The organism is Shewanella sp. LC6 (assembly GCF_006385735.2).
Classification (GTDB): Bacteria; Pseudomonadota; Gammaproteobacteria; order Enterobacterales; family Shewanellaceae; genus Shewanella; species Shewanella xiamenensis.
The window spans coordinates 137,861-162,088 of record NZ_CP043902.1; the positions used below are offsets into that span (position 1 = coordinate 137,861).

The 24,228-nt window shown below is 48.2% G+C and carries 25 protein-coding genes; 14 read left to right on the plus strand and 11 right to left on the minus strand.

The genetic code is table 11. The annotated features are described in order from the left end of the window. The first annotated feature begins 129 nt into the window (after positions 1-129). A complete protein-coding gene (locus FJD32_RS00590) occupies positions 130-525 on the plus strand; it encodes a GFA family protein (protein ID WP_088586470.1) in 396 nt (131 codons plus the stop codon). A gap of 61 nt (positions 526-586) precedes the next feature. Here FJD32_RS00590 and mtnC read toward each other — a convergent pair whose 3' ends face one another. Then, positions 587-1,267, minus strand: a complete 681-nt coding sequence (gene mtnC, locus FJD32_RS00595) for an acireductone synthase (RefSeq protein ID WP_037427953.1) — start codon at positions 1,265-1,267, stop codon at positions 587-589. A gap of 372 nt (positions 1,268-1,639) precedes the next feature. On the opposite strand from mtnC, the gene FJD32_RS00600 reads away from it, so the two are divergent. The 3 genes from FJD32_RS00600 (at position 1,640) to FJD32_RS00610 (ending at position 4,028) form a co-directional block, all read left to right on the plus strand. Then, complete coding sequence (locus FJD32_RS00600; RefSeq protein ID WP_037416234.1) at positions 1,640-2,062, plus strand: hypothetical protein; 423 nt, start codon at positions 1,640-1,642, stop codon at positions 2,060-2,062. A gap of 93 nt (positions 2,063-2,155) precedes the next feature. Continuing rightward, positions 2,156-3,169 carry a DUF3137 domain-containing protein gene (locus FJD32_RS00605; protein ID WP_088586471.1) on the plus strand — a complete coding sequence of 338 codons (1,014 nt, stop codon included), beginning with the start codon at positions 2,156-2,158 and terminating at the stop codon, positions 3,167-3,169. A gap of 127 nt (positions 3,170-3,296) precedes the next feature. Then, a complete protein-coding gene (locus FJD32_RS00610) occupies positions 3,297-4,028 on the plus strand; it encodes a hypothetical protein (RefSeq protein WP_181159856.1) in 732 nt (243 codons plus the stop codon). A 90-nt stretch (positions 4,029-4,118) separates the two neighbouring features. Here FJD32_RS00610 and FJD32_RS00615 read toward each other — a convergent pair whose 3' ends face one another. Beyond that, entirely contained in the window at positions 4,119-6,011 is a 1,893-nt protein-coding gene (locus FJD32_RS00615; RefSeq protein WP_240199978.1) for a DUF885 domain-containing protein, read from the minus strand. Between the two features lie 571 nt (positions 6,012-6,582). Here FJD32_RS00615 and FJD32_RS00620 point away from each other — a divergent pair. From FJD32_RS00620 to FJD32_RS00630, 3 genes are all read left to right on the plus strand, one after another. Then, complete coding sequence (locus tag FJD32_RS00620; protein WP_088586474.1) at positions 6,583-7,134, plus strand: protein tyrosine phosphatase family protein; 552 nt, start codon at positions 6,583-6,585, stop codon at positions 7,132-7,134. Positions 7,135-7,203: 69 nt separating this feature from the next. Next, the gene (locus tag FJD32_RS00625) at positions 7,204-7,632 is read left to right on the plus strand and encodes a MarR family winged helix-turn-helix transcriptional regulator (RefSeq protein ID WP_037416251.1); all 429 of its coding nucleotides are present in this window, start codon (positions 7,204-7,206) and stop codon (positions 7,630-7,632) included. Between the two features lie 35 nt (positions 7,633-7,667). Beyond that, on the plus strand, positions 7,668-8,420 hold the full coding sequence (locus tag FJD32_RS00630; RefSeq protein ID WP_088586475.1) for a siderophore-interacting protein: 753 nt from the start codon (positions 7,668-7,670) through the stop codon (positions 8,418-8,420). A 66-nt stretch (positions 8,421-8,486) separates the two neighbouring features. On the opposite strand, the gene hutI is transcribed toward FJD32_RS00630, so the two are convergent. Beyond that, the gene (gene hutI / locus FJD32_RS00635) at positions 8,487-9,713 is read right to left on the minus strand and encodes an imidazolonepropionase (protein WP_088586476.1); all 1,227 of its coding nucleotides are present in this window, start codon (positions 9,711-9,713) and stop codon (positions 8,487-8,489) included. Between the two features lie 178 nt (positions 9,714-9,891). On the opposite strand from hutI, the gene hutC reads away from it, so the two are divergent. From hutC to hutH, 3 genes are all read left to right on the plus strand, one after another. Continuing rightward, positions 9,892-10,599 (plus strand): histidine utilization repressor, encoded by a 708-nt coding sequence (hutC, locus tag FJD32_RS00640; protein WP_088586477.1) that lies wholly within the window; start codon positions 9,892-9,894, stop codon positions 10,597-10,599. Between the two features lie 123 nt (positions 10,600-10,722). Beyond that, positions 10,723-12,393 carry a urocanate hydratase gene (gene hutU, locus FJD32_RS00645; RefSeq protein ID WP_088586478.1) on the plus strand — a complete coding sequence of 557 codons (1,671 nt, stop codon included), beginning with the start codon at positions 10,723-10,725 and terminating at the stop codon, positions 12,391-12,393. Between the two features lie 47 nt (positions 12,394-12,440). After that, positions 12,441-13,982: a histidine ammonia-lyase gene (gene hutH, locus FJD32_RS00650; RefSeq protein WP_088586479.1), complete on the plus strand. Its 1,542-nt coding sequence runs from the start codon at positions 12,441-12,443 to the stop codon at positions 13,980-13,982. Positions 13,983-14,121: 139 nt separating this feature from the next. Here the strand turns inward: hutH and FJD32_RS00655 are convergent, their stop codons facing one another. Together FJD32_RS00655 and FJD32_RS00660 are read right to left on the minus strand one after the other, a co-directional pair. Continuing rightward, positions 14,122-15,447 (minus strand): M48 family metallopeptidase, encoded by a 1,326-nt coding sequence (locus tag FJD32_RS00655; protein WP_088586480.1) that lies wholly within the window; start codon positions 15,445-15,447, stop codon positions 14,122-14,124. Positions 15,448-15,563: 116 nt separating this feature from the next. After that, a complete protein-coding gene (locus FJD32_RS00660; protein ID WP_037416298.1) occupies positions 15,564-16,178 on the minus strand; it encodes a hypothetical protein in 615 nt (204 codons plus the stop codon). 378 nt (positions 16,179-16,556) lie between these two features. Here FJD32_RS00660 and FJD32_RS00665 point away from each other — a divergent pair, with 378 nt between their 5' ends. Further along, entirely contained in the window at positions 16,557-17,180 is a 624-nt protein-coding gene (locus FJD32_RS00665; protein WP_037427935.1) for an MliC family protein, read from the plus strand. Here FJD32_RS00665 and FJD32_RS00670 read toward each other — a convergent pair whose 3' ends face one another. Both FJD32_RS00670 and FJD32_RS00675 read right to left on the minus strand, forming a co-directional pair. Beyond that, a complete protein-coding gene (locus FJD32_RS00670) occupies positions 17,181-18,170 on the minus strand; it encodes a DUF481 domain-containing protein (RefSeq protein ID WP_037416307.1) in 990 nt (329 codons plus the stop codon). A 137-nt stretch (positions 18,171-18,307) separates the two neighbouring features. Continuing rightward, positions 18,308-18,943, minus strand: a complete 636-nt coding sequence (locus FJD32_RS00675; RefSeq protein ID WP_088586481.1) for a DUF3157 family protein — start codon at positions 18,941-18,943, stop codon at positions 18,308-18,310. 218 nt (positions 18,944-19,161) lie between these two features. Between FJD32_RS00675 and FJD32_RS00680 the strand changes: the two genes are divergently transcribed. Next, complete coding sequence (locus FJD32_RS00680) at positions 19,162-19,554, plus strand: DUF1090 domain-containing protein (protein ID WP_037427934.1); 393 nt, start codon at positions 19,162-19,164, stop codon at positions 19,552-19,554. 17 nt (positions 19,555-19,571) lie between these two features. On the opposite strand, the gene FJD32_RS00685 is transcribed toward FJD32_RS00680, so the two are convergent. Then, positions 19,572-20,150 (minus strand): outer membrane beta-barrel protein, encoded by a 579-nt coding sequence (locus tag FJD32_RS00685; RefSeq protein WP_088586482.1) that lies wholly within the window; start codon positions 20,148-20,150, stop codon positions 19,572-19,574. Positions 20,151-20,357: 207 nt separating this feature from the next. On the opposite strand from FJD32_RS00685, the gene FJD32_RS00690 reads away from it, so the two are divergent. Then, positions 20,358-21,626: a mechanosensitive ion channel domain-containing protein gene (locus tag FJD32_RS00690; RefSeq protein WP_088586483.1), complete on the plus strand. Its 1,269-nt coding sequence runs from the start codon at positions 20,358-20,360 to the stop codon at positions 21,624-21,626. On the opposite strand, the gene FJD32_RS00695 is transcribed toward FJD32_RS00690, so the two are convergent. Then, on the minus strand, positions 21,623-22,246 hold the full coding sequence (locus FJD32_RS00695) for a LysE family translocator (protein WP_088586484.1): 624 nt from the start codon (positions 22,244-22,246) through the stop codon (positions 21,623-21,625). The two genes, FJD32_RS00690 and FJD32_RS00695, sit on opposite strands and share 4 nt — an antisense overlap. Before the next feature lie 26 nt (positions 22,247-22,272). Next, positions 22,273-22,833: a lysophospholipid acyltransferase family protein gene (locus FJD32_RS00700; RefSeq protein WP_047536489.1), complete on the minus strand. Its 561-nt coding sequence runs from the start codon at positions 22,831-22,833 to the stop codon at positions 22,273-22,275. A 129-nt stretch (positions 22,834-22,962) separates the two neighbouring features. On the opposite strand from FJD32_RS00700, the gene FJD32_RS00705 reads away from it, so the two are divergent. After that, the gene (locus tag FJD32_RS00705) at positions 22,963-23,412 is read left to right on the plus strand and encodes a nuclear transport factor 2 family protein (RefSeq protein WP_037416327.1); all 450 of its coding nucleotides are present in this window, start codon (positions 22,963-22,965) and stop codon (positions 23,410-23,412) included. 4 nt (positions 23,413-23,416) lie between these two features. On the opposite strand, the gene FJD32_RS00710 is transcribed toward FJD32_RS00705, so the two are convergent. Further along, positions 23,417-24,217: an NRDE family protein gene (locus FJD32_RS00710; protein ID WP_088586485.1), complete on the minus strand. Its 801-nt coding sequence runs from the start codon at positions 24,215-24,217 to the stop codon at positions 23,417-23,419. Positions 24,218-24,228: the final 11 nt, after the last annotated feature.

The following is a 24,228-nucleotide window of genomic DNA, read 5'->3' on the forward strand; positions in this document are numbered from 1 at the left end:
CCATTGCATTACTCATAGTCAAAAGCTCTAGTTAAAACGCTCGTTTAAGGCAGCCAGACTAGCAGTATAAAGTGCGAGCGACAAGCCTTAGACAATAGTGACAACATTAAGTGAAGCAAGGAGTTGGCGATGATAAAACAGATTGGGGATACGGTTATTCAGGCAACACATCTTGCGTCTTGCCATTGTGGCGCCGTGGTGTTGGAGTTATCGCTGCCCAATGGCATTGAAAAGCCAAGGCGTTGTGATTGCTCAATCTGTCGGCGCAAGGGCGCAATTGTTGGTTCTGTGCCGCTGGCGGGATTGAAGATTATCAAGGGCGAGGCCGTATTAAAGTGCTACGAATTTAATACCAAAACAGCCAAGCATTATTTCTGCTCTGTATGCGGCATTTATACCCATCATCAAAGGCGCTCCAACCCCAATGAATATGGCTATAACCTTGGTTGCCTCGAAGGCATAAATCCCTACGAATTAGGTGATGTGCCCGTTTGCGATGGCGTGAATCACCCTGCGGATAGGTAGGTTTGGTTGCCCGATAAACAAAAAGCGACCCTAGGGTCGCTTTTGATGTGCAGTGCCGATGTTACTCGATCACTAGCTCATCGAAACTGCTGATAGTGCGAAAATCGCCCGTGCGTTGCTTGCTGTCGCGCACCATTTGGCAGGTCATCATGCCCGCTGCATCGGCGGCTTTTAATTCTTCAATCACATCAGACACAAACAGCACTTGCTTAGGGCTTAAGCTGATGGTGTTGAGAATATTGCAGTAAGCTTGTTTATCTAATTTGTTACCTGTACGGGTATCAAAATGACCGTTAAACATCTCGGTTAAATCACCGCCATCGCTGTGGCTGAATAACAGTTTTTGGGCATCGACAGAGCCCGATGAGAAACTGTAAATACGCAGATTTTGTGCGCTAAAACGTTTAACAGCTTCGATAAAGTCAGGGAAGATATGGCCCTTAAACTCATCATGGGCATAACCTTGCTTCCAAATTAACCCCTGTAGGGTTTTGAGCGGGGTCGCTTTGCGGTCTTCACGAACCCACTGCTGTAAAATTTCAGTCACGCGCGCTAAGTCAGCATCTGGCTCTAGCGCGATATCTCGGGTGTCGCAGATACAGTTTTCCACCAAAACATTGTGTTGGTTCTGCGCTAAAAAGTCTGGCAAGGCTTTGACAGAATAGGGGAATAGCACATCTTGGATAAAGGTTAGGTCTGTCGTGGTGCCTGCTGTGTCTACGACTATGGCTCTGATACCCATAATGTTTTGATACTCCACAATATGTTGGCTAAAAAATGCAACCCCGATCCTAAGCGTTATTGGGGTAATTGGCTAGTGGATTTCACCTTTAAGCCAAGGGAGAATGTGCGCCATATCACTAACTCATTTGGCTGGAAATCAATTAAATGAGTAATTTTAGAGGCTTATCTAGTGGATATAGGTGAAATACTGGATCTAGTGTGGGGAATTATGCTGTTTATAATCCAGCAGTTTGTTGTCGACATAAGACTATGGTCTTAATAGCTAAGGGAAATTTTGGCTGTTATTGTTGCTTTACTCTCTTTCGACTGAATTTGTGCGCCTTTACGATTTAAAGATTGGATTGAGCGCGTAGCAATGATGAGGCTGTTTATGAAATATTTACCCGCATTAGGCTTAGGTATTCTGTTGGCGGTATTGAGCTTTACGAGTTTTGCACTGGTTGCCAGTGCTGGCTATATGCATGCCTTGCTCGGGAGCGTCGATAATCTTAGCCCCACTAGTCCGGTTTATCTGGGGTTAGCTGCCCATGATGCGGGCTTATTATTGCTGCTCTCTGGGCTGATGCTATTTAGCTATCAGCGGCTTTTCCCTCGATTACCATTCGATTGGTACACTGCGGTGGCGATGCAAATGCCACTGGGTTTATTGGTGCTGTGGGCGGATGGGGTTTCCTTTAATCTCACGGACTTTTACGGTGTAGCTAGAGCTTTAACTCTCTTTAGCGCCGCCTTTGGGGTGCTGATTATTTTTGGCTTACTGCAACGCCGTGGCCGCAGGCTTGCTCAGGCTTAATGGGTCATTTGTAGGCCTTAAACTGGCCTTGCAGGAATAAAATCCGTAAAATCATTGGCCTAAATGGATTTGAGTCGTAAAGAGTAGGAGCCAATGAGTTCGATTGAATTTGATATTCCCGAAGAGCACCGCATTCCCTTTCTGAAGTATTACAAACAAAAAATCGCCCCTAAATGTGCACTGTTTGAAGCAAAACGTGAAGGCGTAAACCAAAGGCTGCGTGAAAATGCCAAGTTCACCACCCCAATCTACTACCTATGCATCACGGTGATTTTAGGGGCCTTCGCTGGGCTGCTCGGGGTGCAGTTTATGCTGGTGCCTATGGATTATTTTGTGCCTTTGATGATTGGCGTGTTTCTGCCCGTTCCCGTGATAGCGTTAGTAGTCATTGCCTCGGGTAAGGAAAGCGATGAACTCTATAATGCTGCCTTTGAAAAACTCTATCCCATTAGCCTTAAGTATTTTGGCGATGACTTTGCGCTAACGAGGGCGCCTAAGGTCGATTTCTCTCTCTTCCTTGAGCTGGGGCTGCTGCCTAAAACCGATAAGCAGTATGCGCAAAATTGCCTTAAGGGAACCTATAACAAGGTGCCGTTCCAGTTTTACGAGGTCGATGCTTACAACACTAAAGCGAACAATAATGGTTCGGTTGAGCGAGAGACCATCTTCAATGGTGTGCTGCTGGTGTGCAATATTCCTAAGCGATTCAACGGCACTACGCTTTTAGTCACGGATAAGGGCAGTTTAAAAAATCTAATTGAGGGGTTTAAGACAAAGCTGTCGCGGGTTAAGCTTGAGGATGTGCGTTTTGAGCGTTGTTTTGAGGTGTATAGCAGCGACCAAGTCGAGGCGCGCTACTTACTCAATCCTTTGATGATGGAGAATCTCTTAGTCCTTAGTCGCGAATTAAATGCCGAAGTTGAAGCCTGTTTCTATCAAAAACAATTACTGATAAAGATCCCGACTAAACACCATTTCTTTATCAATCAACTCGATTTAGATCGCCCCATCGATTTTAAGCTCAATATCGAGTGGATGTTCACCGAGCTAGGTTATACCTTCTCGATCATCGATACCTTAAGGCTCGATAAACATTCTGGGTTATAGCGACAGTCGCCTCAATTGCAGCCACATTAAGTGGCTGCTTTATGCTACAGCTTAAAACATGACTTTTGGCACTTATGGGTGACTCCCCGTGCTCGTTACTATCAAGCTTCAACTTTGATGGAGCAAGATGATGAACACGATTTTCACCCTGTCGCAATTTTTACATATCACCGCGGGCGCACTGGCATTAGTGTTATTTTGGATGCCTGCCATGCTGAAAAAGGGCAGCGCGAACCATAGTCGTTTTGGCCGTTATTATGTCTATGCCATGTACACAGTGGCGACGACGGGCGTGGCGATGGCAACGACGGGCCTCATTGATCCGCTCGCTGTGATTAAACAGCCTGCGGCCAGTGTCGACGCCTTAGCAGAGCAGATAGCGGAACGTAAAAATTCTTGGATATTTCTCATCTATATCAGCTTGTTAACTCTAGTGACCGTTAGGCATGGCGTGTTGGTTCTGCGTTATAAGGCGCAGCGTCAGCAATTAAAATCGCCGCTGCATTTGTCGTTAATGCTGAGCTTAACGCTACTTGGCCCCGTGATGGCGCTATGGGGATACCAAGAAAAGCTGATCCTCGCGGTGATTTTCGGCCTATTAGGCACTACGGTTGGGGCGGGATTCCTGCGTTATAGTTTTAAGGCGACTCTGACCAAATTAGAATGGTGGATAGAGCATTTAGGCGCGATGATTGGCTCAGGTATCGCCTGCTACACCGCCTTTTTCGCCTTTGGTGGCAGCCGTTTGTTTATCGACCATGGCAATTTGCGTCTGTTGTCGTGGACACTGCCAGGTGTTGTGGGTTTTGTGGTGATCCGCTATTTAAGCGGCAAGTATCAGCGTCGCTTTGCGGATTAACCTGAAACGTAAAAGCATAGGGAGCCGTAAAAAGAACAGGGGCCGCCTAAGCTGCCCCGATTTGAGATGATGTGAGCGGTTTTACCCGAGTTAAACCTTGGTCTCGGTAGCATTGGCCGTCTTAGCAGACTCGAGCCACCGATCCATCTTTTGCTCTAATAAATCTAAGGGCAAGGCGCCATTTTCGAGCAATTTGTCGTGGAAGACTTTGATATCCATCTTATTGCCCAAGGCTTGTTTGGCCTTAGTTCGCAGTTCGATAATTTTCAGCTCGCCCAACTTGTAACCTAAGGCTTGTCCCGGCCAAACCACATAGCGCTCGATTTCGGACGTGGCCTCTGAGCGGTGTATTCCCTCAGTCGCCACTGCATAATCAATGGCTTGCTCACGACTCCATCCCTTTGCATGCATACCTGTGTCGACCACTAAGCGCACCGCGCGGTGTAACTCGGACTGCAAGCGACCAAGATCGTTAATCGGATTATCCTGATACATGCCCATCTCAGCGGCTAACCGCTCGGCATAGAGCGCCCAACCTTCACCTGCGGCATTGGAGTAAAAAATGGTACTCAGCAGCGGCAAGGTATCCGACAGACCGATAAGGGTCTGTAGATGATGGCCGGGATTGGTCTCGTGATAGGTTAAGGTTTGCAGCGAATAGGAGGGCAGCGCCGCCATATCGTACAGGCTTATCCAAAAAGTACCCTTACGCGAACCATCCTGTGACGGCGCATCGTAAAATGCACCGCTGGTTGCGGCGGCGCGACTATCGGGCACGGCTTCAACTGCAACTTGTTGATCGGGTAAGCGGCCAAACCATAGGGGTAATTTGGCATTGACTAGCGCCAGATAGCCGTGAATGTCCGTCATTAATTGTTGTTTGCCCTCGGCAGTGTTGGGGTAGATATATTTAGGATCCTTGAGCAATCGCTGCATGCGCTCGCCAACTGTGCCTTTGCGGTAACCCACTTGTTTGAGTAACACATCCATCTCGGCGGTAATGCGGGCGACTTCATCTAATCCCAGTTGGTGGATCTCATCTGGGGTCTTATCTGAATTGGCGAGGTGTTTAATCATCGCCTTATAGAGTTTCGCGCCCTGAGGCTGGTGTCCAAGTCCCGCCACATGGGTGGCCTTGAGACGCACAGCTTGTAGTGCTGAAATCAACTGGCGCGTAGCAGGGTAATATTCAGTCTCCACCAGTTCGGCGGCAGAGTTCACCAACGCCTCACTTTCTGGTACTTGGGCGGCGGTTAATTTGGCTTTAAAACTGCTGACCAAGGGATGCTTGTTGGCATGGTGGACTAACTGTTGCTGCAACACAGCTATGGTCTTATCGATAATAAAATCGGGTGGGATTACCCCCATTTGTACATCTTGATCCAGCTTATCGATAACCGTACCCATGGCGGCAGGGTACATGCTTAAGCGGTTAAGATAAGCCTTAGCTTGCGCTGGAGTGCTGACCGCAAACTTATCTTCCATATAGCTCGGAAATTCAACATGCAATCCAGATAAGTGGTTGACGACATAAGGTAAAAACCAAACGCCGTATTCACCAAGCATAGTGCCATAGGCCACGGTTTCGGCAGGCAACAGGGCGCCGGCGATTTCAGATTTTATCGAGCCTAAACTCACTTGTTCAGAGGCGCTAAGCTTACTGGCATCGATAGCATTGAGCTCAGCTAATATGGCCTTAAGCGCTTTACGGCGATGATTTTCCCCCGACGGGCTGTAATCGGTCAGCTTAGAGAGTACATCCTTGCCCGCCTCATCCTCGGCCACGCCATAATAGGTGGCGATTTCGGGTCTAAGGGCAAAATAACGCTGGGTGATTGGCGCAAGTTGCTGCTTAAGGCTCAATACTTGGACGGCCTTTTCGGCCTTGGCCTGCTCAGTAGTTTGATTGGTCTGTGTTGGGTTTGGATCGCTACAACCCGTTGCTAACATGGCCAGAATTAAAGCATTTACTATTCTTTTCATCAGGTTACTCATACAAAAACATTGTGGCAAATCCGTTGTTGGACTTGTGCCGCAAGCGTTAAACCGTGATTAGTGTGATCAAGCTCAAATTTGAACGGTTATCCTAACAGTTTATTGCACTCAAACTGCATAAATTTTGTTACTAGTTTTATTGATAATCTGGAGTGAAAAGGGAAGTGGGGGACTAAGGAAATCCTTATCGATCATTATAATGGGCAGCCATTTTCAAATAGGTAGCTTTCAAATGGATTCCCATCCACATAAAACAGCAAAGCACCTAATTCATATCTAACTGAGAAAGCATTATTCATCATGGCCTCTGGGGCAGATAGGCAATACCATTGGGGTTCATCTCGCTGAGGCTGCTGCCATTCAGTGGTTAATTTTTGCGATTGAGCGATTAATTGCTGTCTTTGCGTTGTATTTGGGAAAAGTTGTCCTAGGTAATATTAAAAATGAGCGCTTGCTCAAAGGTTTTTACATCCAGAGTGATTTTACTGAACTTAGCGGATAAGGGATTATCAGAGGATTAAGTAAGTCGTTGATGTTTATATTGACTAAGGAGTTGTTGATGAGAAAAACTGCACTTTCGAGCCTTGTTTTTGCCCTACTTTTAGGTACTCCACTGGCGAATGCCACAAATATCACGGCTGAATTTAAATCGGTTGAAAATATAAAAGATGTGAGGGCATTACAGCAGCAAGCGCCACAGTTATTAAGTTCAGGCTTGCCGAGTGAGCAACAGTTTGCGCAGCTAAAACAGGCGGGTGTGGATGTAGTGATCAACCTTATGCCGGACAGTAGCAAAGATGCCCATCCCGATGAAAGAAAACTCGTGACTCAGGCCGGAATGGACTATGTGTATATTCCCGTGGATTGGCAAAACCCTAAAGTAGAAGATGTTGAAGCCTTCTTTACAGTAATGGATCAGCATAAGGGGAAAAATGTGTTAGTTCATTGCCTTGCTAATTATCGCGCCTCAGCGTTTGCCTATTTATATCAGTTAAAGCAAGGCCAAAAACCAGAAATAGAAAAGACTATGGCGCCATGGAATGGAGAGTTATCAAACTATCCTAAATGGCAGGAATTGTTAGTGGATGTAAGTCAAAAATACGGTTTCTAATTTCAAATGGTTGACATTGTCAATTAATCTCGATATTGTTGATATTATCAACTATATCGAGATGCCATTATGTCTGCTATTTCCCTCGGTGAAACCTTGCACAGATTAGTGCATGCCTACAAAAAACAGCTGCGTGCGGATATTGCCGCGCAGCAGATTGAATTACCCGTCACCCATATTCGGGCGCTCAAGGGGATTTGCCGTCATCCCGAGGCTACGGCGCAATCTATTGCCTTACGCATGCAACGGGATAAAGCCCAAATTACGCGGGTGCTCAATGAGCTACAGCAGGGTGGTTATATCCTCAAGGTCGATAATCCTAAGGATGGCCGTAGCCAGTTATTGAGGCCGACGGTGCAGGGCGAGCAGTTGATGACGCAAATTATTGCCGCCGAAAAAGCCACCGTTGCCCATATGACCCAAGCGCTCGATCAGGACGAAATTGCGGTGTTTATCCGTATTGCCAACCAGATCAGTGATAGCGTGGCGGAAAGCTAACAATTGAGTGCTATTTATCCTTTTGGAGTTTAAGTATGAACAGACCCGCTCCGCGCGAATTGACCGTGATAGGTAAAAGCCAAGTCACGCCACATATGCTGCGTATCACATTAGGCGGCGATGGCTTTGTAGGTTTCCCCGCCGAACAAGAAAGTGCCTATATCAAATTACTGTTTCCGCAGCTGGGGGATGAGCGGCCATTAATGCGCACTTATACCATTCGTCAGCAGCGGGTTAATGAAATCGATGTGGACTTTGTGCTGCATGATACCGATGGCCCCGCATCCCTTTGGGCAAAGTCGACCGAGATTGGGGATGCCATCCAAATCGGTGGCCCCGGACTGAAAAAACTGATCAATGTGGATGCCGAATGGTTTTTACTGGCAGGGGATATGACGGCCTTGCCCGCCATCAGCGTGAACTTGGCGCAATTGCCAAGCAATGCAGTGGGTTACGCTGTTATTGAGGTGCTAAGTGAAGCCGATATTCAGCCCTTAGTGCATCCTAGCAATGTGCAACTGCATTGGGTGATTAATCCAGAGGCCGACCCAGAAGGTAAGCCCTTGGCCGAACGCATTGCCCAGTTGCCCAAATTGGAGGGACAAGGCGCCGTATGGCTCGCCTGCGAATTTAGCAGTATGCGCGCCCTAAGTAAGCTGCTTAAGCAGACATACGACTTACCGAAAAGCCATTTTTATACATCAAGTTACTGGAAAATCGGCTGTAATGAAGGCGAGCACAAGCTGGTAAAACAACAAGATGAGCAGTTAGAAAATGGCGCTCAATAACCGCAGATATGATTGCTAAACAAGGCCGCCAGTATCCATGGCGACCTTGTTTAGCTGAACCGCGGGTTATTGATGCACTAACTTACCGCTTTTCACTACATCCTTGCAGGGATTGACGCCGTAGCTGTAGGCCAACTGCGCTGGGGTGGCGATATCCCACAGACAAAAATCGGCTTGTTTGCCGACCACTAAGCTGCCGACATTCTCTTCAATCCCTAGCGCCTTGGCTGCATTGAGTGTTAAACCCGCAAGCGCTTCCTCTGGCGTTAAGCGGAACAGGGTGCAACCCATGTTCAGCATCAGCAGGGTAGAGCAAATGGGCGATGAGCCGGGGTTAAAGTCGCTGGCGAGCACCATAGGTACGCCGTATTGACGCAATAAGTCGATAGGCGGTTTTTGGGTTTCCCGCAAAAAGTAAAACGCGCCCGGTAACAGCACGGCGCAGGTGCCACTTTCACTTAGGGACTTAACGCCAGCCTCATCTAAATATTCAATATGATCAACCGACATAGCCCCTAAACGTGCGGCTAATTCAGAACCGCCCATATTGGATAATTGCTCGGCATGCAGTTTAACTTGCAGGCCAGCCGCCTTGGCGGCGCTCAGTACGCGCTCGGTTTGCTCTAGGTTAAAGGCGATGTTTTCACAGAATACATCCACCGCATCGGCGAGGTTTTCGGCAATCACCGCAGGCAGCATCTTATTGATTATTAAGTCGACATACCCGTCGCTATTGTCTTTAAACTCGGGGGGCACCGCATGGGCACCGAGGAAGGTGGTTTTGACATCCACATGGTGATGTTGGCCGAGTTCGCGGGCTACGCGCAGGATTTTGAGTTCAGTTTCGGTATCTAGACCGTAGCCAGATTTAATCTCAACCGTAGTCACCCCTTCTTTGGCTAGCGCGTTTAAACGCTGGCGCCCGAGGTCAAATAGTTCGGCTTCGTCGGCCTCGCGGCAAGCGTTAACCGTGGAAATAATTCCGCCGCCAGCACGGGCGATTTCTTCGTAGGTGGCGCCCTTTAGGCGTAGCTCGAATTCGTTGGCACGATTACCAGCAAATACTAGGTGGGTGTGGGCATCAATCAGCCCTGGAGTGATCCAACCGCCTTTGCCCCTGTAAACAGGAATGGACAACACATCGAAGGCGGGCAGCTCGCTGCGTGGGCCTAACCAGGCAATTTTACCGTCTTTTACTGCGATAGCCGCATTGGTAATTCCGCCGTAAGGTGCTGATATGGAAGGGTCCATTGTTGCTACGTTAACGTCTATCCAAACCTGATCCCAAGACATTGTTATCCCTCGCTGCGTTGGCTTTTGGGCCCCGCAAACTCTTTATTATCGAAAGTTATGTGAGCTAGCTTGTATTTACTTGTATATACAAGCTAGGATTGTAGCCGCAATTTTGAACGTTTGAAAGTGTGCCCGCATCTAGCACCTAGATTCTAGATTTTTATACCGAGGAAGTGTTTTGGCTACGCCTAAGTTTGCAGAAATTAAGCAATATATCATTGGCTGTATTGAGTCTGGTGAGTGGGAAGAAAATGCCCGCGTGCCCTCGGAAAATCAGCTGGCCGAACTGTTTGTCTGTAGCCGCATGACGGCGCGTCGCGCCTTGACCGAGCTGACAGACAACGGCGTGCTTGAGCGTTCACAGGGGCTGGGCACCTTTGTGGCTGGGCGAAAGTCGCAATCCTCGATGTTGGCGATCCGCAACATTGCCGACGAAATCAAAGACCGTGGTCATGGTTACAGTGTGCAGCAGTTGGCACTTGAGCAAGTGAATGCCACCGCGCCTATCGCCATCGCACTGGCGCTGGAGCTCGGGAGTCCGGTGTTTCATTCGGTGTTAGTGCATTGCGAGCAGGGCGTGCCGCTGCAAGTCGAGGAGCGTTATGTGAATCCCGCCTTTGCACCAGACTACCTTGTGCAGGACTTTAGCGAGCAAACTCCCCATGAATACCTGTCGCAGGTGGCGCCGCTGACCGAGGCGCACCACACCATCGAAGCCATTATTGCCAGTAGCGAGTTGCAGCAGAGGTTAGCCATTCCGGCGACTGAACCCTGTTTACAGATTTCACGCCGCACTTGGTCACGCCAAGGGGTGGTGAGTTTTGCCAAATTAGTACACCCGGGGAGCCGCTTTAAGCTCGGCGGACACCTGACATTCAATAAATAACGTACGCAAACAGAGGTGAATGCTTATGGCATTCATCCGATGTTTAGCGACAAAAACACAATAAAAACAATAGCACTTAGCCGAATGGCGAGTGAGTTCAACAGGTTGAAAGAGGACATCTCAATGGACAAGCGACACGACCCAAGCCGCCGTATTATTGCGCCCCATGGTAGCCAATTAAGCTGTAAAAGCTGGTTAACCGAAGCGCCAATGCGCATGTTAATGAACAACTTACATCCCGATGTGGCCGAGCGCCCAGAGGATTTAGTGGTTTACGGCGGTATCGGCCGCGCGGCCCGTGACTGGGACTGCTACGACAAGATTATCGAAGTGCTAAAACGCCTCGAAGACGACGAAACCTTAATGGTGCAATCGGGCAAACCTGTGGGCGTATTCCGCACCCATGCAGATGCTCCGCGCGTGCTGATTGCTAACTCTAACCTAGTACCACATTGGGCAAACTGGGAACACTTCAATGAGTTAGATAAACAAGGTTTGGCAATGTATGGCCAGATGACTGCGGGTTCTTGGATTTATATCGGGACTCAGGGCATTGTCCAAGGTACCTACGAGACCTTTGTGTCTGTCGCAAAACAGCACTTTGGCGGTGTGGCTGCCGGTAAGTGGATCCTCACAGGTGGTTTAGGTGGTATGGGCGGTGCGCAAACGCTCGCCGGTACTATGGCGGGTTTCTCTGTGCTTGCCTGTGAAGTCGATGAAACCCGAATCGATTTTCGTCTGCGTACCCGTTATGTGGATAAAAAGGCCACTTCATTAGACGAAGCCTTGGCTATGATCAATGACGCCAATGCCTCGGGCAAACCCGTCTCTGTGAGTTTATTAGCTAACGCCGCCGATGTATTTGCTGAATTAGTGAAGCGTGGTATTACTCCTGACGTTGTCACCGACCAAACCTCTGCCCACGATCCGCTGAACGGCTATTTGCCACAGGGCTGGACCATGGCGCAAGCGTCCGACATGCGTAAAACCGATGAGGCTGCCGTCGTTAAAGCGGCTAAAGCCTCGATGGCGGTGCAGGTGCAAGCCATGCTGGATCTGCAAGCGGCAGGCGCAGCGACCTTAGACTATGGTAACAACATTCGCCAAATGGCCTTCGAAACCGGCGTTAAAAACGCGTTCGATTTTCCAGGTTTTGTGCCTGCTTATATTCGCCCACTGTTCTGCGAAGGTATCGGCCCGTTCCGTTGGGTTGCCCTGTCTGGCGATCCTGAGGATATCTACAAGACCGACGCTAAAGTCAAAGAACTGATCCCAGATAATCCTCACCTGCACAACTGGTTAGATATGGCCCGTGAGCGTATCGCCTTCCAAGGTCTACCTGCGCGTATCTGCTGGGTGGGCTTAAAGGACCGTGCGCGTTTAGCCCAAGCCTTTAACGAGATGGTGAAAAACGGCGAGCTGTCGGCGCCGATCGTCATTGGTCGTGACCACTTAGACTCAGGCTCAGTCGCCAGCCCTAACCGTGAAACCGAATCTATGATGGACGGTTCAGACGCAGTATCCGATTGGCCATTACTGAACGCGCTGCTAAACACTGCCAGCGGCGCGACTTGGGTGTCGCTGCACCACGGCGGTGGTGTGGGCATGGGCTTTAGCCAACACTCGGGTGTGGTGATCGTCTGTGACGGTACTGAGGCCGCTGCTAAACGTGTTGGCCGCGTGCTGTGGAACGACCCAGCGACAGGCGTGATGCGCCATGCCGATGCGGGTTATGAGATCGCGAAAAACTGCGCCAAGGAGCAGGGCTTAGATTTGCCCATGCTTAAAGACTAACTATTCAACAAACCGTGAAAAACAACGACAAGAATACGGATGTAAAAATGAAATCAGTCAATCATTTAGTATTAACGCCTGGCAGTTTAAGTCTGGCGCAACTGCGTGAAATCAGCCGTCATAAACTGACACTCGAACTGGCGCCAGAGGCGATAAGCGACATCAACACCAGCGCGCAAATCGTGCAAAAGGTGTTGGATGAAGGTCGCACCGTTTACGGCATCAACACAGGTTTTGGTCTGCTGGCCAACACTAAGATTGCCCCGGAAGATCTGCAATTGCTGCAACGCTCTATCGTGTTATCCCACGCAGCGGGCACGGGTCAATATATGCAGGATGCGACCGTGCGCTTGATGATGGTGTTAAAAATCAACTCCTTAAGCCGTGGTTTTTCTGGCATTCGTTTAGAGGTGATTAACTTCCTTATCAGCCTAGTGAATGCCGAGGTTTATCCCTGCGTGCCTGAAAAAGGTTCTGTGGGTGCCTCCGGCGACTTAGCGCCGTTAGCCCATATGTGTTTGCCGCTCTTGGGTGAAGGTGAGATGAGCTACCAAGGGCAGATTATTTCGGCCGCCGAAGGCTTAGAAATCGCTGGCCTCAAGCCAATCGATTTAGCCGCGAAGGAAGGCTTAGCGCTGCTCAACGGTACTCAGGCTTCTACCGCGCTGGCGCTGGAAGGCTTGTTCCACGCTGAAGACTTGTTTGCTGCCAGCTCAGTGATTGGCGCGATGAGCGTTGAGGCGGCCATGGGTAGCCGCAGTCCGTTTGACCCACGCATTCATGCGGCCCGTGGTCAGAAAGGACAAATCGATGCGGCGATGGTGTTCCGTCATCTGCTGGGCGAAGAGTCTGAAATCAGCTTAAGCCACATCAACTGCGAGAAGGTGCAAGACCCTTACTCACTGCGCTGCCAACCACAGGTGCTAGGCGCTTGCTTAACGCAAATTCGCCAAGCGGCCGAGGTGTTAGGCACAGAAGCCAACGGCGTGACCGATAACCCGCTAGTGTTCCAAGATACTGGCGACATTATCTCCGGCGGTAACTTCCACGCCGAACCAGTCGCTATGGCTGCGGATAATTTGGCGATTGCGATTGCCGAATTAGGCGCGATTGCAGAGCGTCGTATTGCGCTGCTCATCGACTCTAGCCTGTCTAAATTGCCACCTTTCCTAGTGAAAAACGGCGGCGTTAACTCGGGCTTTATGATCGCTCAAGTAACGGCGGCGGCATTAGCCTCTGAAAACAAAACTTACGCCCATCCAGCCTCGGTAGACAGTTTACCAACCTCGGCAAACCAAGAAGATCACGTCTCAATGGCGACCTTTGCGGCGCGCCGTTTGCGGGATATGAGTGAAAACACCCGCGGCGTATTAGCGATTGAATTGTTAGCTGCCGCCCAAGGGTTGGATTTCCGCGCGCCATTAGCGCCAAGTGATGCAGTGGCTAAGGCCAAAGCCGAGCTACGCGAAGTGGTTGCCTACTACGATAAAGACAGATATTTCGCGCCGGATATCGAAGCGGCAACGGATCTGTTGTACACCGCCAGCTTTAATACTTACTTGCCCCAAGGCGTATTGCCGAGTCTGTAATGCACAGTCTTTGGCGTCGATAACCCCTCTGCGGGTGAAAAGTGCTGAAGCAAGCGACCAATAAAGTGAAAGGCATAGCGATTTGCTATGCCTTTTTCTCATTTAGGGAGGGGATTTAGCACTTTAGCGCTTTTTGATCTTAGCCTTGGCAATCGACGGGTAAATACTCGTCGGGAATACCATTACTACTACATACCCAAGTCACATTATCCTGCTCGTCGACTTGTGGCGATAGGTACACCTCATAGTCTTGATAATCCCCTAGGGTTTCACCGCCAACAAACCCGACTATGCCATCGGTGTAGAGATTAAAGGTGGCCAGTTGTGCATCCGTGAGCCCAAGGACTTCCAATTCTGTCGGCCAAGCTTTGTGGGCTTGGTAGTAGGCCGTTAAAGTATCTGTAATGGGCGTTAATGACTGATGTAATTGATCTATATGTTTAACCGCAGCATCGGTATCGGGAACGGTCAAAGTTAAAGCCGGAGTTTGATCAGTTGGCGCCTCATAACTTACTTCTGCGCCCATTTTTTCTTGGTATTCCTTATAGGCGGGAATCGCGATCGCTGCTGCTACACCGATAATCGCCGCAAGGATGATAATCCCGCCGCCTGCTGTGCCCATACGTGGCATAAACAAACTAAAGAGATAGGCAAATACACTGCGTGAAGGCGCCGTATACACTTTGCCTTGTGCGGTTGCTTGTACTCTTGCCATGCGTTTAGTGAGCCATGGATAGCTGCTATTGATCTCATGGAAAGACATCCAAAAGCCGCTCGACTCTTGGGTTTGGCGAATATATTGATCGACATTCATCCGTTTCCACTGCTCAACCCCGGCGGCGAGTACGGCGACTGCATTGGTGGCTGAACGTAAGCTATTGCAGCAGCGCAAGCCGTGTAAATCACAGGTATATTCACAGGCACGGGCATAGGCGGCGCCGATCAATGGCAGCCAAGTGGCAAACACTAACAGCGGTTCTTTGCCAATATGGTTACGGCGAATATGGCCAAGCTCATGACCGATATAAAAGTTAATTGCGTCTTTATCCGACTCAAGTGCATCCACTATTGATGAGAACAGCACTATGTAGTTGCGGCGCAAAAAGCGGGTCGCGAGGGCATTTAACATACCATCGGCGGCTAACAGGTAGGCGCGCGGTGGTTCTTTAATCTCTAAACGCTCACAGCAAGCAAGGTATTGCTTGTGTAAATCGGGGAACTGCTCAGGGCTAATCTCAACCGCCGTTCCCTTTAAGTAGCTGATAAACGCCGAGTGGGTGAAGAGGTAGATAATAAAAAACATCAGCACATAAATCAGGGCGAGACCTTTAGTGGCTATGATAAGCACGGCCCAAATCAGTCCTGAAATAATCGCTAAAATTGTAAAGAGTGACTTTTCCTTCGAATAGACGGTATCGGTCATTTGAATAGGGTTGTCGTTCCCTGCACTAACCACTTGTTCCATGTTGATCCTTTTCCTAGTGAAATAACAAAGCGGCGTGAAAATAGTCAATTTCACTAGGAAATTCAATCTCTATAACTGGAATAACCGATAATTTACCTTTTCGTGCTAAAAATGGCTTAAGGTGCCAATACGGCGGTGCCATTTTTAATCGCGTTTTGCGCCAGTTCGTAAACCTGCTTTTCTGCTATATTAACTAGCTTTTGGTGTTCATCGCCGAGTTGCTCCATCTCTTTGCCCATCACTTCCATCGATGCGCCTAGGCTTTCAATTTGCGCGTTACTCTCAGCATCTTTTTCACCTGAGGCGAGATTGACTAAGAGGTTGTTGGTTTCGGCACTGATAGCATCACCCTTTACTTGCATTTGCTCGCCTAGACGCTGCATTTTTTCGCCTTGGATCTGCATTGGGCGCACGGCCTCTTTCACTTGATTTACAAGGGCTGGATCGGTAATCACATAGCGGTTTCCGCCAGTCTTAACCCACAGGTAATCCGTTTGGTAAGCATTGCCTTGTTGTTTGAGTGTGTTCCAATCTTGGCTTTCACCCGCGCCTATCGTGAGTTCACCATCTTGGCGTACATAAATCCACGAAAAGTCAGGATAATTACTGCTATTGATTGAAATATTGGTTTCGGTCGATGACTGAGTGCTTGTCTGCTGTGTAGCCCAAATTCCACAGGGGATAAGTGCGAGGATCAATAAGCCGCCGAATACTTTAGTGCGTGTGTTCATAATGCTTCCTTGTATGAATAAGTGTTTGTGATTAACTCACCTGTATAAGCAGAGTCCATGCCAATAAAATATTCTTTATTTATCAATCACATGTAGAAAGTGTCCGCCTGGCGAGCCTAAATGTGTCCGCGCGTTCAGTCTCAATGTGTCCGTTCAGTGGACACTTTTGGGATAACCCATCAGGCTGCACTACACTTAGTCGAGTTTGTTAAACACTGCTTGATTGCGGAACAGGCATTGAGTGGTTATTTGTGGAGTAGTGCTGTTTTTTGCCAGTTTGATAAGCGTATTTTGCTTAAGTCAGCTTAGGTTAAGCTGAGATGGCGTTAGCTATGGCAATGAATAGTGATTGGTCGTTGATATAAGGGACTCAAGAGTATGAGGTTAACTAAGATAATCAATATGCAAATCGCAGGAATAGCGGGGTTTTTAGCCATCGCTTTGAGTATGCCTGCTATTGCGGCTGAAAAGCCTTCCTTTGACTGTAGTAAAGTACAGCCGGACAGTATCGAAGATATGGTGTGTAAGGATGCGGGCTTAACTAAGTTAGATAAACAATTGGCCGAGGTCTATGCTAAGGCCACCGCAAAAGCTAAAAATGAACAGCCTCCGACGTTAAAAGCGCTGCAACGGGGTTGGGTAAAAGGTCGCAACGAATGTTGGAAAAGCGATGATAAACATGCGTGTATTGAATCGAGTTACCAAACACGGATTGCAGAGTTACAGGCGCAATATCGCCTCGTTGAGATGACTGGCCCAGTATTTTATGCCTGCGATGGCAACCCTGCCAATGAAGTCGTGGTCAGTTACTTTAATACTGAACCTGCCACCTTAATTGCAGAGTATGGCGATCAAACTTCCTTGATGTTTGTTCAGCCAAGTGGCAGTGGCGCTAAGTATCAGGGGCGCAACGAAAGCCTATGGGAACACCATGGCGAAGCCAAAATTGTCTGGGGATATGAAGCGCCAGAAATGACCTGTACGGTCAAAACAGCTAAATGATTAAAAATTAACACCAAGCCCTAGGTTATAACTGACATCCCGAACATGGCGTATCGAGGTTTTAGTCTCATTGATATCATATTTGAATGAGAGGTAAATTTGCTGAGTCAGTAGATACTTAAGCCCAAATGTTGAGTCCGAAATATAATCAATGGTTGGTGTGTCAGGAAAGGCGATTTGGAGATCGGCATAGGTCTCCAATACGCCATCAAACCAATATTGTTTATAGTTGAGCGTGGATGCCCAAGCGTTGAGTTGATAGGTAAATATTTGGGTATCCAACCAAAAATGGTTGTATGTAACAACAAAGTCCAGTTTATCTCGTCCTATTCCCCAAAACCGATAACCCGGACCAATCGCGGCGTAATAGTTGCTAATTGGGAAGTCGAGTCTATCTTCTTGAAAATAATCTTCTTGCCGCAATAACCAATGTTCACTGATGAGGTAGTCAAGGCTGTAGTGGCCTTCAATCGTATTACGTTTGGTGGCGTTACCTTCGGTTTCATAGCGCACTTCACTTTTCAGGTTATGGCGCCATTGCAAGGTTTCGGCTGTGATATCGCTTTTTGCATGGAGTTTTTGGGTATTTTTGCTGTGGCTGGTGACATCGAGTGCGGCCTCAACACTGCCACTATAGCGCCATTCTGAGTCACTTTTTCGGTCTGAATACACCAGCTCACTAATGGGAATTTGTTTATTGTTAACCTGAACAAACCCATCGAGTTCGGAGGATTTTATGCTCACATCTTGTAGCGTACGGTTGATGCTCCAATGCTGATTTTGGGTGGTTTCAAAGCTTTTAATCGCGCTACGCTCTATGGATATTTTGGGGGAATAACTGGGTTTGATAACTAAGTGTGCTTCGTCAAAGCTTTTAATTTCGCCAGTGATTTTATCGCCATTTCTCAGTAACACAGTATCTGCCAGACTTTGCCCACTTAAGCCTGCCAGTAATATGGCTACAGATAACCTAGAAAAGTGATTTGGCATTAGTGGCTGGCTCTAAAAAATAAACAGTGTCGAAGATTTGGGCATTCTAGCCTATATGGCGCAGAGTAAGGCAATAACAATAGGCGAAGATTTCAGGAATTGGATGTTAGCACCCAATTCCCTATCTTGCTTAAGGATCAACGAGAATTGATTTCGGTGATTTTGAGATTGAGCAATTGTTTCTGCCAACGGTTTTTATCGACGCCTTCAACCCAAATCACAGGGCTCTTACGTTGCTCGCCCTTACGTAGGTAGGTTTCTGGCATGCGGAAAATCGCTTCCCAGACTTCCAGTTTTTCGGTTTTGAGTAAGGTGCCATCGTCGGCAAAGAAGCTGGCTTCTACCTCAACTAAGGTTACGTGCTCGCCACTGGTGCTGGCAAGCTCAAAGGTCAAGCCGAGTTTTTCCTGCTTCCATTGGCTCTCGCTGAAGGTGACTTTAATGCCGTCTTTGGCAGTAGAGCCTAAGATCTCGGGTCTGGCGATGGCATTGGCGGTCAGAGTTGTGACAGGTTTGGTTGCTTCAACGGCGGATGTGCTGCTGGCTACTGCCGCTGCGGCTGTTGTTACAGTAGAACTTGGGGTCGCAACTGTAGCAACTGCTGGCGCTTTAGCGGCTTTGGTCTCTGTGATGATATATTCCCAGGTAAAGTCGTCTTTTAGTCTGACTTGAGCGCCATTCTCAAGGGTAATGGTGGCCACATCGGCTGCCATCACTGAGGATGAGAGCAATAAGAGTGAACTAAGTGCGCTAAGGCGAAATAAGGTTTGCATTGATTTTCTGGCTCCGGTATCCATCTGAGTCAACATTCTGCCCTAACATAAACAATTTGCAGCATATTCGTCACTGTCTAAGTCGCGTTTTGATGAATAAAGCGGATTTAGCCGTAAGAGAGGGCAGACTGAGTTTAAGGTTTGCGCTTAGGGATAAAAAGTATCAGGGCGTTGTCATAGAGTCGGATTGTCTATAAACGTCTGTAGAGGAGAGTAAAATGCAAGGTAAACATCGTACTTATGGACTCGTTATCGGCTTGATTTTCAGTGCTGTAACCTGGGCAGATGAGCCTCTTAAAACGGGCTGTGCTGCAAAATTAGCGGCTATAAGTGCTGAACTCACTGAGGCTAAGGCTGCTGGTCATCAGCACAAAGTGGCAGGGCTAGAAAAGGCCTATAGTGAGGTCGCAAACCATTGTGACGATGACAGCTTAACTGCCGAGCGTTTAGCTAAAATTGAGGTCTTAGAGGCTAAATTAGCCGAGCGCCAGCATGAGCTTACCGAAGCGATTGCCGATGGTAAGCCTATGGATAAAATCAATAAAAAACGCCAAAAGATTGCAGAAGTTGAATCTGAGCTTGCTAAGGCGAGAGCAGAGCTCGCACAATAACTTCGGACTCTTTCGGTTTAACCCGCATACCCTATGCTCAAAATGGTCGATTCAGTGCTGGAGTTATAACCTGCACTCAGCATGACATGCTCTGTTAGGCGATATCTTAGGCCTGCTTCGGCACCCCAATGTTTGGACTTATCTTCTTCCCACGAGGGTTTGCCATCGATAATGCGGGGTGAAATATTGTTGGTATAAGCTGTGGTGCTGATATAGAGGCTGCCGCCCGCATAAATGCTAAAGTCATTGGTTAAACTGTAGCTTAAACCTAAGCGCCAGAGGCTTTCTTGTCGATGTGATAGTGCGGGTTCTGGCACCTCAATATCGGTTTCACGACTGCGGGCATAACCAAGGTAATAACCCCATCGCTGATAATCATCATCGAAATGATAGGGCGCAAGGGTGATTCCGTAGAGATTATCTTCTGCGGGAACGTAGTCGAGCATCAGCGCTACATAGGGAGTGGTGGTTCTCTCAACTGATTTATCTGGCATCATCAGATGATTTGAAGTGTTATATTCCGTTGCCTGTAGCGGTTGGCATAGGCTCAGTAGCCCAATGCTAAGATAGGCGAATTTAGCTAAATGACGATACATGGGATGGCTTCCTTGGTAGCAGGTGGATTATTGTTCATTTCCTTTTGTGTGTGGTCAATTCAAAATGCTAAAATCTCTTTTAAAATAATTGGTTGTAAAATTTTTGTATCTTATGGTGAGTGTTTTTAAAGGGATATTTAACTGAGGGTAACCCAGTTGTTTCCTTTGTATGACTTTGTTGCGCTAGCGCCTAAATTGGAGTGAATTGTGGATCAGGAAATAAGGCTCGAAATTTCGGCATGGTTAACGGGTTTGGGAATTGACAGTCAACCATCCGACGGAATATCAACCAGCATTATGCTGCTTGCTTGCGTGTTAGTCGCGGCCATTGCCTATTTTATTATGCGCCGTGGGGTGATCCGCGCGGTTAACATGGTGATTCTGCGATCTAGAGTGACGTGGGACGATGTGTTTATGCGCTATAAAGTGCTCGAAAAGCTGGCGATGTTAGTGCCCGCTATCGTGCTCAATCTGCTGGTGCCTATAACCTTAACAGAGCATCCGGTACTTAGCGGCTTAGTTGATCGCCTACTGAGTATCTGGCTGGTGGTATTGATGATCCGCGCTATCTACGCGGGGCTGGATGCGGTTAATGAAATCTCTGACATCAATCTGGTCAGCCGCCGACTACCGGTTAAAAGCTTTGTGCAGTTGTTTAAGTTGTTCCTATTCTTTGTCGGCCTTATCGTGTCCCTTTCTGTGCTCGCCGATCAGTCTCCTGTGTACTTCCTTAGCGGCTTAGGTGTAGCGACGGGTTTTGTAATGTTAGTGTTCCGCGACACGATTTTAGGCTTTGTCGCAGGGATTCAGCTCGCAGCCAACCGCATGGTAAGCAAGGGCGACTGGATCCAAATGGATAAGTACGGCGCCGATGGCGCGGTGGAGGAGGTGTCCTTAACTACAGTTAAAGTACGTAACTGGGATAAGACCATCACCATGATCCCCGCTTATGCACTCGTCTCGGATGCTTTTCGTAACTGGCGTGGCATGTCCGAATCGGGCGGGCGACGTATCAAACGCGCGGTTAATATCGATATCAACAGTATTAAGTTTTTAACTGAGGAAGATCGACATCGCCTGAGTAAAATCAATTGTTTGAAAGAGTATTTCCCCGCCAAGATCAGCGAGATCCAAGCGTCGAATGCTAAAGTGTCGGATCTGGATATGATGGTCAATGGTCGCCATTTGACCAACGTGGGGACTTTCCGCGCTTATTTGCAGGAATACCTGCAACGCCACGATAAAGTGCATAAGGATATGACCCTTATGGTGCGCCAATTGGCACCAACCACTGAAGGCTTACCGATTGAGGTTTATATCTTTACCAATGATACCCGCTGGGCTTTTTATGAGGCGATACAAGCGGATATCTTCGACCATATCTTTGCCGTGTTGCCTGAGTTTGGTTTGCAGGCCTTCCAAGCGCCGACGGGTAACGATATCCGCAGTCTGAAATCGGTGAAGGTCGAGGGTTAGTCTCGACTGACGAGAATCGCGGCGAGGGTAAGAAATACGCCGCCGCTGGTTCGGTCAAACCAATGCAATTTGTTGCTGGCCTTAAGGCTAGGTGCCAGCACATTGGCCATCGAGGCGTAGATCATTACAAAGCTAAAGTCGACCAGCGCCCAAGTGAGGGCAAGAATCGCCAATTGCGGTAATTGTGGTGCGGTTAAATCGATAAATTGTGGAAATAACGCCGCAAAAAACAGTAAGTCTTTAGGATTGCTGATCCCTACTAAAAATGCCTGTTTAAAGAGTTGTTTAGGCTGACCATTTCCTTCTTTTTTTGCCACTTCCAATGGCTGACCGTGCTGTTTTGTGAGCAATAATTTGATACCCAAAAACACCAGATAGGCGCCACCACACCACTTGAGTATGGTAAAGCCGTATTCCGAGGCGCTGATCAGTGCCCCTAAACCTGCCGCCGAGGCCACCATTAATACCAGTGCTGCGCTGACACTGCCAAGCCCTGTGGCTATGCTGCGTTTTTTACCGAAATGAATACCGTGGGACATAGACAACATTGCAATAGGCCCAGGAGAAATACCAATCAAAACAATCGCAAAAAGGTAGAGTAACCAAGTTTCGGTCTGCATGTTTTGCTCCGTGTTAGATGAGAGAATTAGCGTTTGTTATCGGGTGAATAATCAGGGATGACCTTGGGATGACGTCCCTTAATGCTGCGGTAAAAGCATAAAATCTCAGCCATATCTTGCTCTATATCCGTGGGTTGCAGTGGTGCACGGATCACCACGGCTTTACGCGCAAAATCTAAGCCTACAGGGACAATAGCGACCTGCGCTTTGGTCGCGATATGGTAGAAGCCGCATTTCCAACGAGTAACAGGGCTACGCGTTCCTTCGGGGGCGAGTGCCAGTTTGTATTCGGACTGAGTGGCAAACAGTTGCACCGCAGAATCGACTAAGTTATTGTTTTTACGCCTATCAACTGGGCTACCACCAATCGCTCGGAAGAACCAACCCCAAGGTGGAATAAATAATTGATGCTTACCAAGGAAGTGGATGCGCGTAGCCAATGCACCGCGGGCGAGTACCCCAATAATAAAGTCCCAGTTACTGGTGTGTGGTGCGACAATGACAATGTATTTGGCTTGATTGGGGAGTTCCCCTTGGATTTGCCAGCCTGAAATCTTGAGTAGCCAGCGGCATAAATGTGTAAACATAGTGTGGTGCCCAGAGTCGAAAAATGAATAATATCATTAGCTTTTTTTAATTATAAATCGACTTAGACAAGATAGTCTGGGCCGAAATACTGATAATACAGTCTAACCTGATTGTGAGGGAGCGGTACTATGTTGCGACAAGGATTGATAAGAAAACCCATTTTGCAGTCTCTCGCGGCGCTTTTGCTGCTATTTGTTGGGCAGGTAAGTGCGGTGCCAACTGATGAGATTACCCAAATGTTAAAAGGTCAGGAAGATGCGTGGAATCGCGGTGACCTTGATGCTTACATGCAGGGTTATTGGCAGAGTGAGCAGCTTAGATTCGTCTCAAACGGTAAGTTTCGTTATGGCTGGGAAGAAACGCTTGCAGCCTATAAGAAAAATTATCCCGATAAAGAGGCACTAGGCGAGCTGAAGTTCACCATCAAAGAAATCAAAATGCTCAGTAACTACGCCGCAATGGTGGTGGGTCGTTGGGATTTAAAGCGGCAAAAGGATAGCCCGACAGGCGTATTTACCTTGCTGGTGGAAAAAATTGATGACCGTTGGGTGATCACTATGGATCACAGCTCTGACTGATATACTAAAAATCGGCTAAGCAGTCGGGCTGTTGCGGTAATTGGGATGGTAGGGTGAAGTGAAAATCCTGTTGTCCCAAACGTCGTCCCTTGCCATCGTATCTCACCTCAGTGAACTGAACTTCCCCTTGGGCATTTTGTAGCAAAATGCTGGTGGAACGAGTGCCATAGTCGGGGTGGCAAATATAAATCGCCGCGAGTCGGCGTTCCCACTCTAGCCCGACGCCAGTGTCGGGTAGCTCGTTATCCTGTGGCCGAGAATCATCCTGCATCAACCGTATAAGTGACTCTAGCTCAAGCGGTCCCGATTGTTGAATAAGGGCCTCGAGCGAGCGCTGACCTTTAGCCATTTTCGGCCAAATATCATCGAGCGCGCCGTTGCTTATTGCATGGAATCCTGCCGTGAGTTTTACCGTTTCTTGCTTAAGACTATTAAAACAGTAGAGATGAGTCCCTTGGCCAAACACGAGATTGAAGGGTTGATAATTTTCAGCGTGTTCCACAAGCCAGTTAGGGCAGATCAGCGAGCCCGAACTTAATGCCTGAATGACAAGTTCGCCACGGCTACGCATCGGCTCTTGGGATTTTTGAGCCACCCTGAGGTTAGTGACTCCGGCAATTTGTCCCTGCTTATTCACCCCAAACCAAGTGCCGCCCGCCTGTAAATCTTTGCCCGCGAGCATATTCTGCTCAGGCGGCCAAAACTGTGCAGGTGCAGTGGGCCTGTGGTGAAACTCATCCCGATTCGCACAAATAATCAGCGGATACTGGGGGTGAGTATTAAGGGCGACGAAAAGTATGCACATAACAGGCTAAG

What these genes read in the sequence shown, in the direction of transcription:
- FJD32_RS00590 (WP_088586470.1), top strand. Translation starts at nt 130, where the DNA reads ATGATAAAACAGATTGGGGATACGGTTATTCAGGCAACACATCTTGCG.
- mtnC (WP_037427953.1), bottom strand. Translation starts at nt 1,267, where the DNA reads ATGGGTATCAGAGCCATAGTCGTAGACACAGCAGGCACCACGACAGAC.
- FJD32_RS00600 (WP_037416234.1), top strand. Translation starts at nt 1,640, where the DNA reads ATGAAATATTTACCCGCATTAGGCTTAGGTATTCTGTTGGCGGTATTG.
- FJD32_RS00605 (WP_088586471.1), top strand. Translation starts at nt 2,156, where the DNA reads ATGAGTTCGATTGAATTTGATATTCCCGAAGAGCACCGCATTCCCTTT.
- FJD32_RS00610 (WP_181159856.1), top strand. Translation starts at nt 3,297, where the DNA reads ATGATGAACACGATTTTCACCCTGTCGCAATTTTTACATATCACCGCG.
- FJD32_RS00615 (WP_240199978.1), bottom strand. Translation starts at nt 6,011, where the DNA reads ATGAAAAGAATAGTAAATGCTTTAATTCTGGCCATGTTAGCAACGGGT.
- FJD32_RS00620 (WP_088586474.1), top strand. Translation starts at nt 6,583, where the DNA reads ATGAGAAAAACTGCACTTTCGAGCCTTGTTTTTGCCCTACTTTTAGGT.
- FJD32_RS00625 (WP_037416251.1), top strand. Translation starts at nt 7,204, where the DNA reads ATGTCTGCTATTTCCCTCGGTGAAACCTTGCACAGATTAGTGCATGCC.
- FJD32_RS00630 (WP_088586475.1), top strand. Translation starts at nt 7,668, where the DNA reads ATGAACAGACCCGCTCCGCGCGAATTGACCGTGATAGGTAAAAGCCAA.
- hutI (WP_088586476.1), bottom strand. Translation starts at nt 9,713, where the DNA reads ATGTCTTGGGATCAGGTTTGGATAGACGTTAACGTAGCAACAATGGAC.
- hutU (WP_088586478.1), top strand. Translation starts at nt 10,723, where the DNA reads ATGGACAAGCGACACGACCCAAGCCGCCGTATTATTGCGCCCCATGGT.
- hutH (WP_088586479.1), top strand. Translation starts at nt 12,441, where the DNA reads ATGAAATCAGTCAATCATTTAGTATTAACGCCTGGCAGTTTAAGTCTG.
- FJD32_RS00655 (WP_088586480.1), bottom strand. Translation starts at nt 15,447, where the DNA reads ATGGAACAAGTGGTTAGTGCAGGGAACGACAACCCTATTCAAATGACC.
- FJD32_RS00660 (WP_037416298.1), bottom strand. Translation starts at nt 16,178, where the DNA reads ATGAACACACGCACTAAAGTATTCGGCGGCTTATTGATCCTCGCACTT.
- FJD32_RS00665 (WP_037427935.1), top strand. Translation starts at nt 16,557, where the DNA reads ATGAGGTTAACTAAGATAATCAATATGCAAATCGCAGGAATAGCGGGG.
- FJD32_RS00670 (WP_037416307.1), bottom strand. Translation starts at nt 18,170, where the DNA reads ATGCCAAATCACTTTTCTAGGTTATCTGTAGCCATATTACTGGCAGGC.
- FJD32_RS00675 (WP_088586481.1), bottom strand. Translation starts at nt 18,943, where the DNA reads ATGCAAACCTTATTTCGCCTTAGCGCACTTAGTTCACTCTTATTGCTC.
- FJD32_RS00680 (WP_037427934.1), top strand. Translation starts at nt 19,162, where the DNA reads ATGCAAGGTAAACATCGTACTTATGGACTCGTTATCGGCTTGATTTTC.
- FJD32_RS00685 (WP_088586482.1), bottom strand. Translation starts at nt 20,150, where the DNA reads ATGTATCGTCATTTAGCTAAATTCGCCTATCTTAGCATTGGGCTACTG.
- FJD32_RS00695 (WP_088586484.1), bottom strand. Translation starts at nt 22,246, where the DNA reads ATGCAGACCGAAACTTGGTTACTCTACCTTTTTGCGATTGTTTTGATT.
- FJD32_RS00700 (WP_047536489.1), bottom strand. Translation starts at nt 22,833, where the DNA reads ATGTTTACACATTTATGCCGCTGGCTACTCAAGATTTCAGGCTGGCAA.
- FJD32_RS00705 (WP_037416327.1), top strand. Translation starts at nt 22,963, where the DNA reads ATGTTGCGACAAGGATTGATAAGAAAACCCATTTTGCAGTCTCTCGCG.
- FJD32_RS00710 (WP_088586485.1), bottom strand. Translation starts at nt 24,217, where the DNA reads ATGTGCATACTTTTCGTCGCCCTTAATACTCACCCCCAGTATCCGCTG.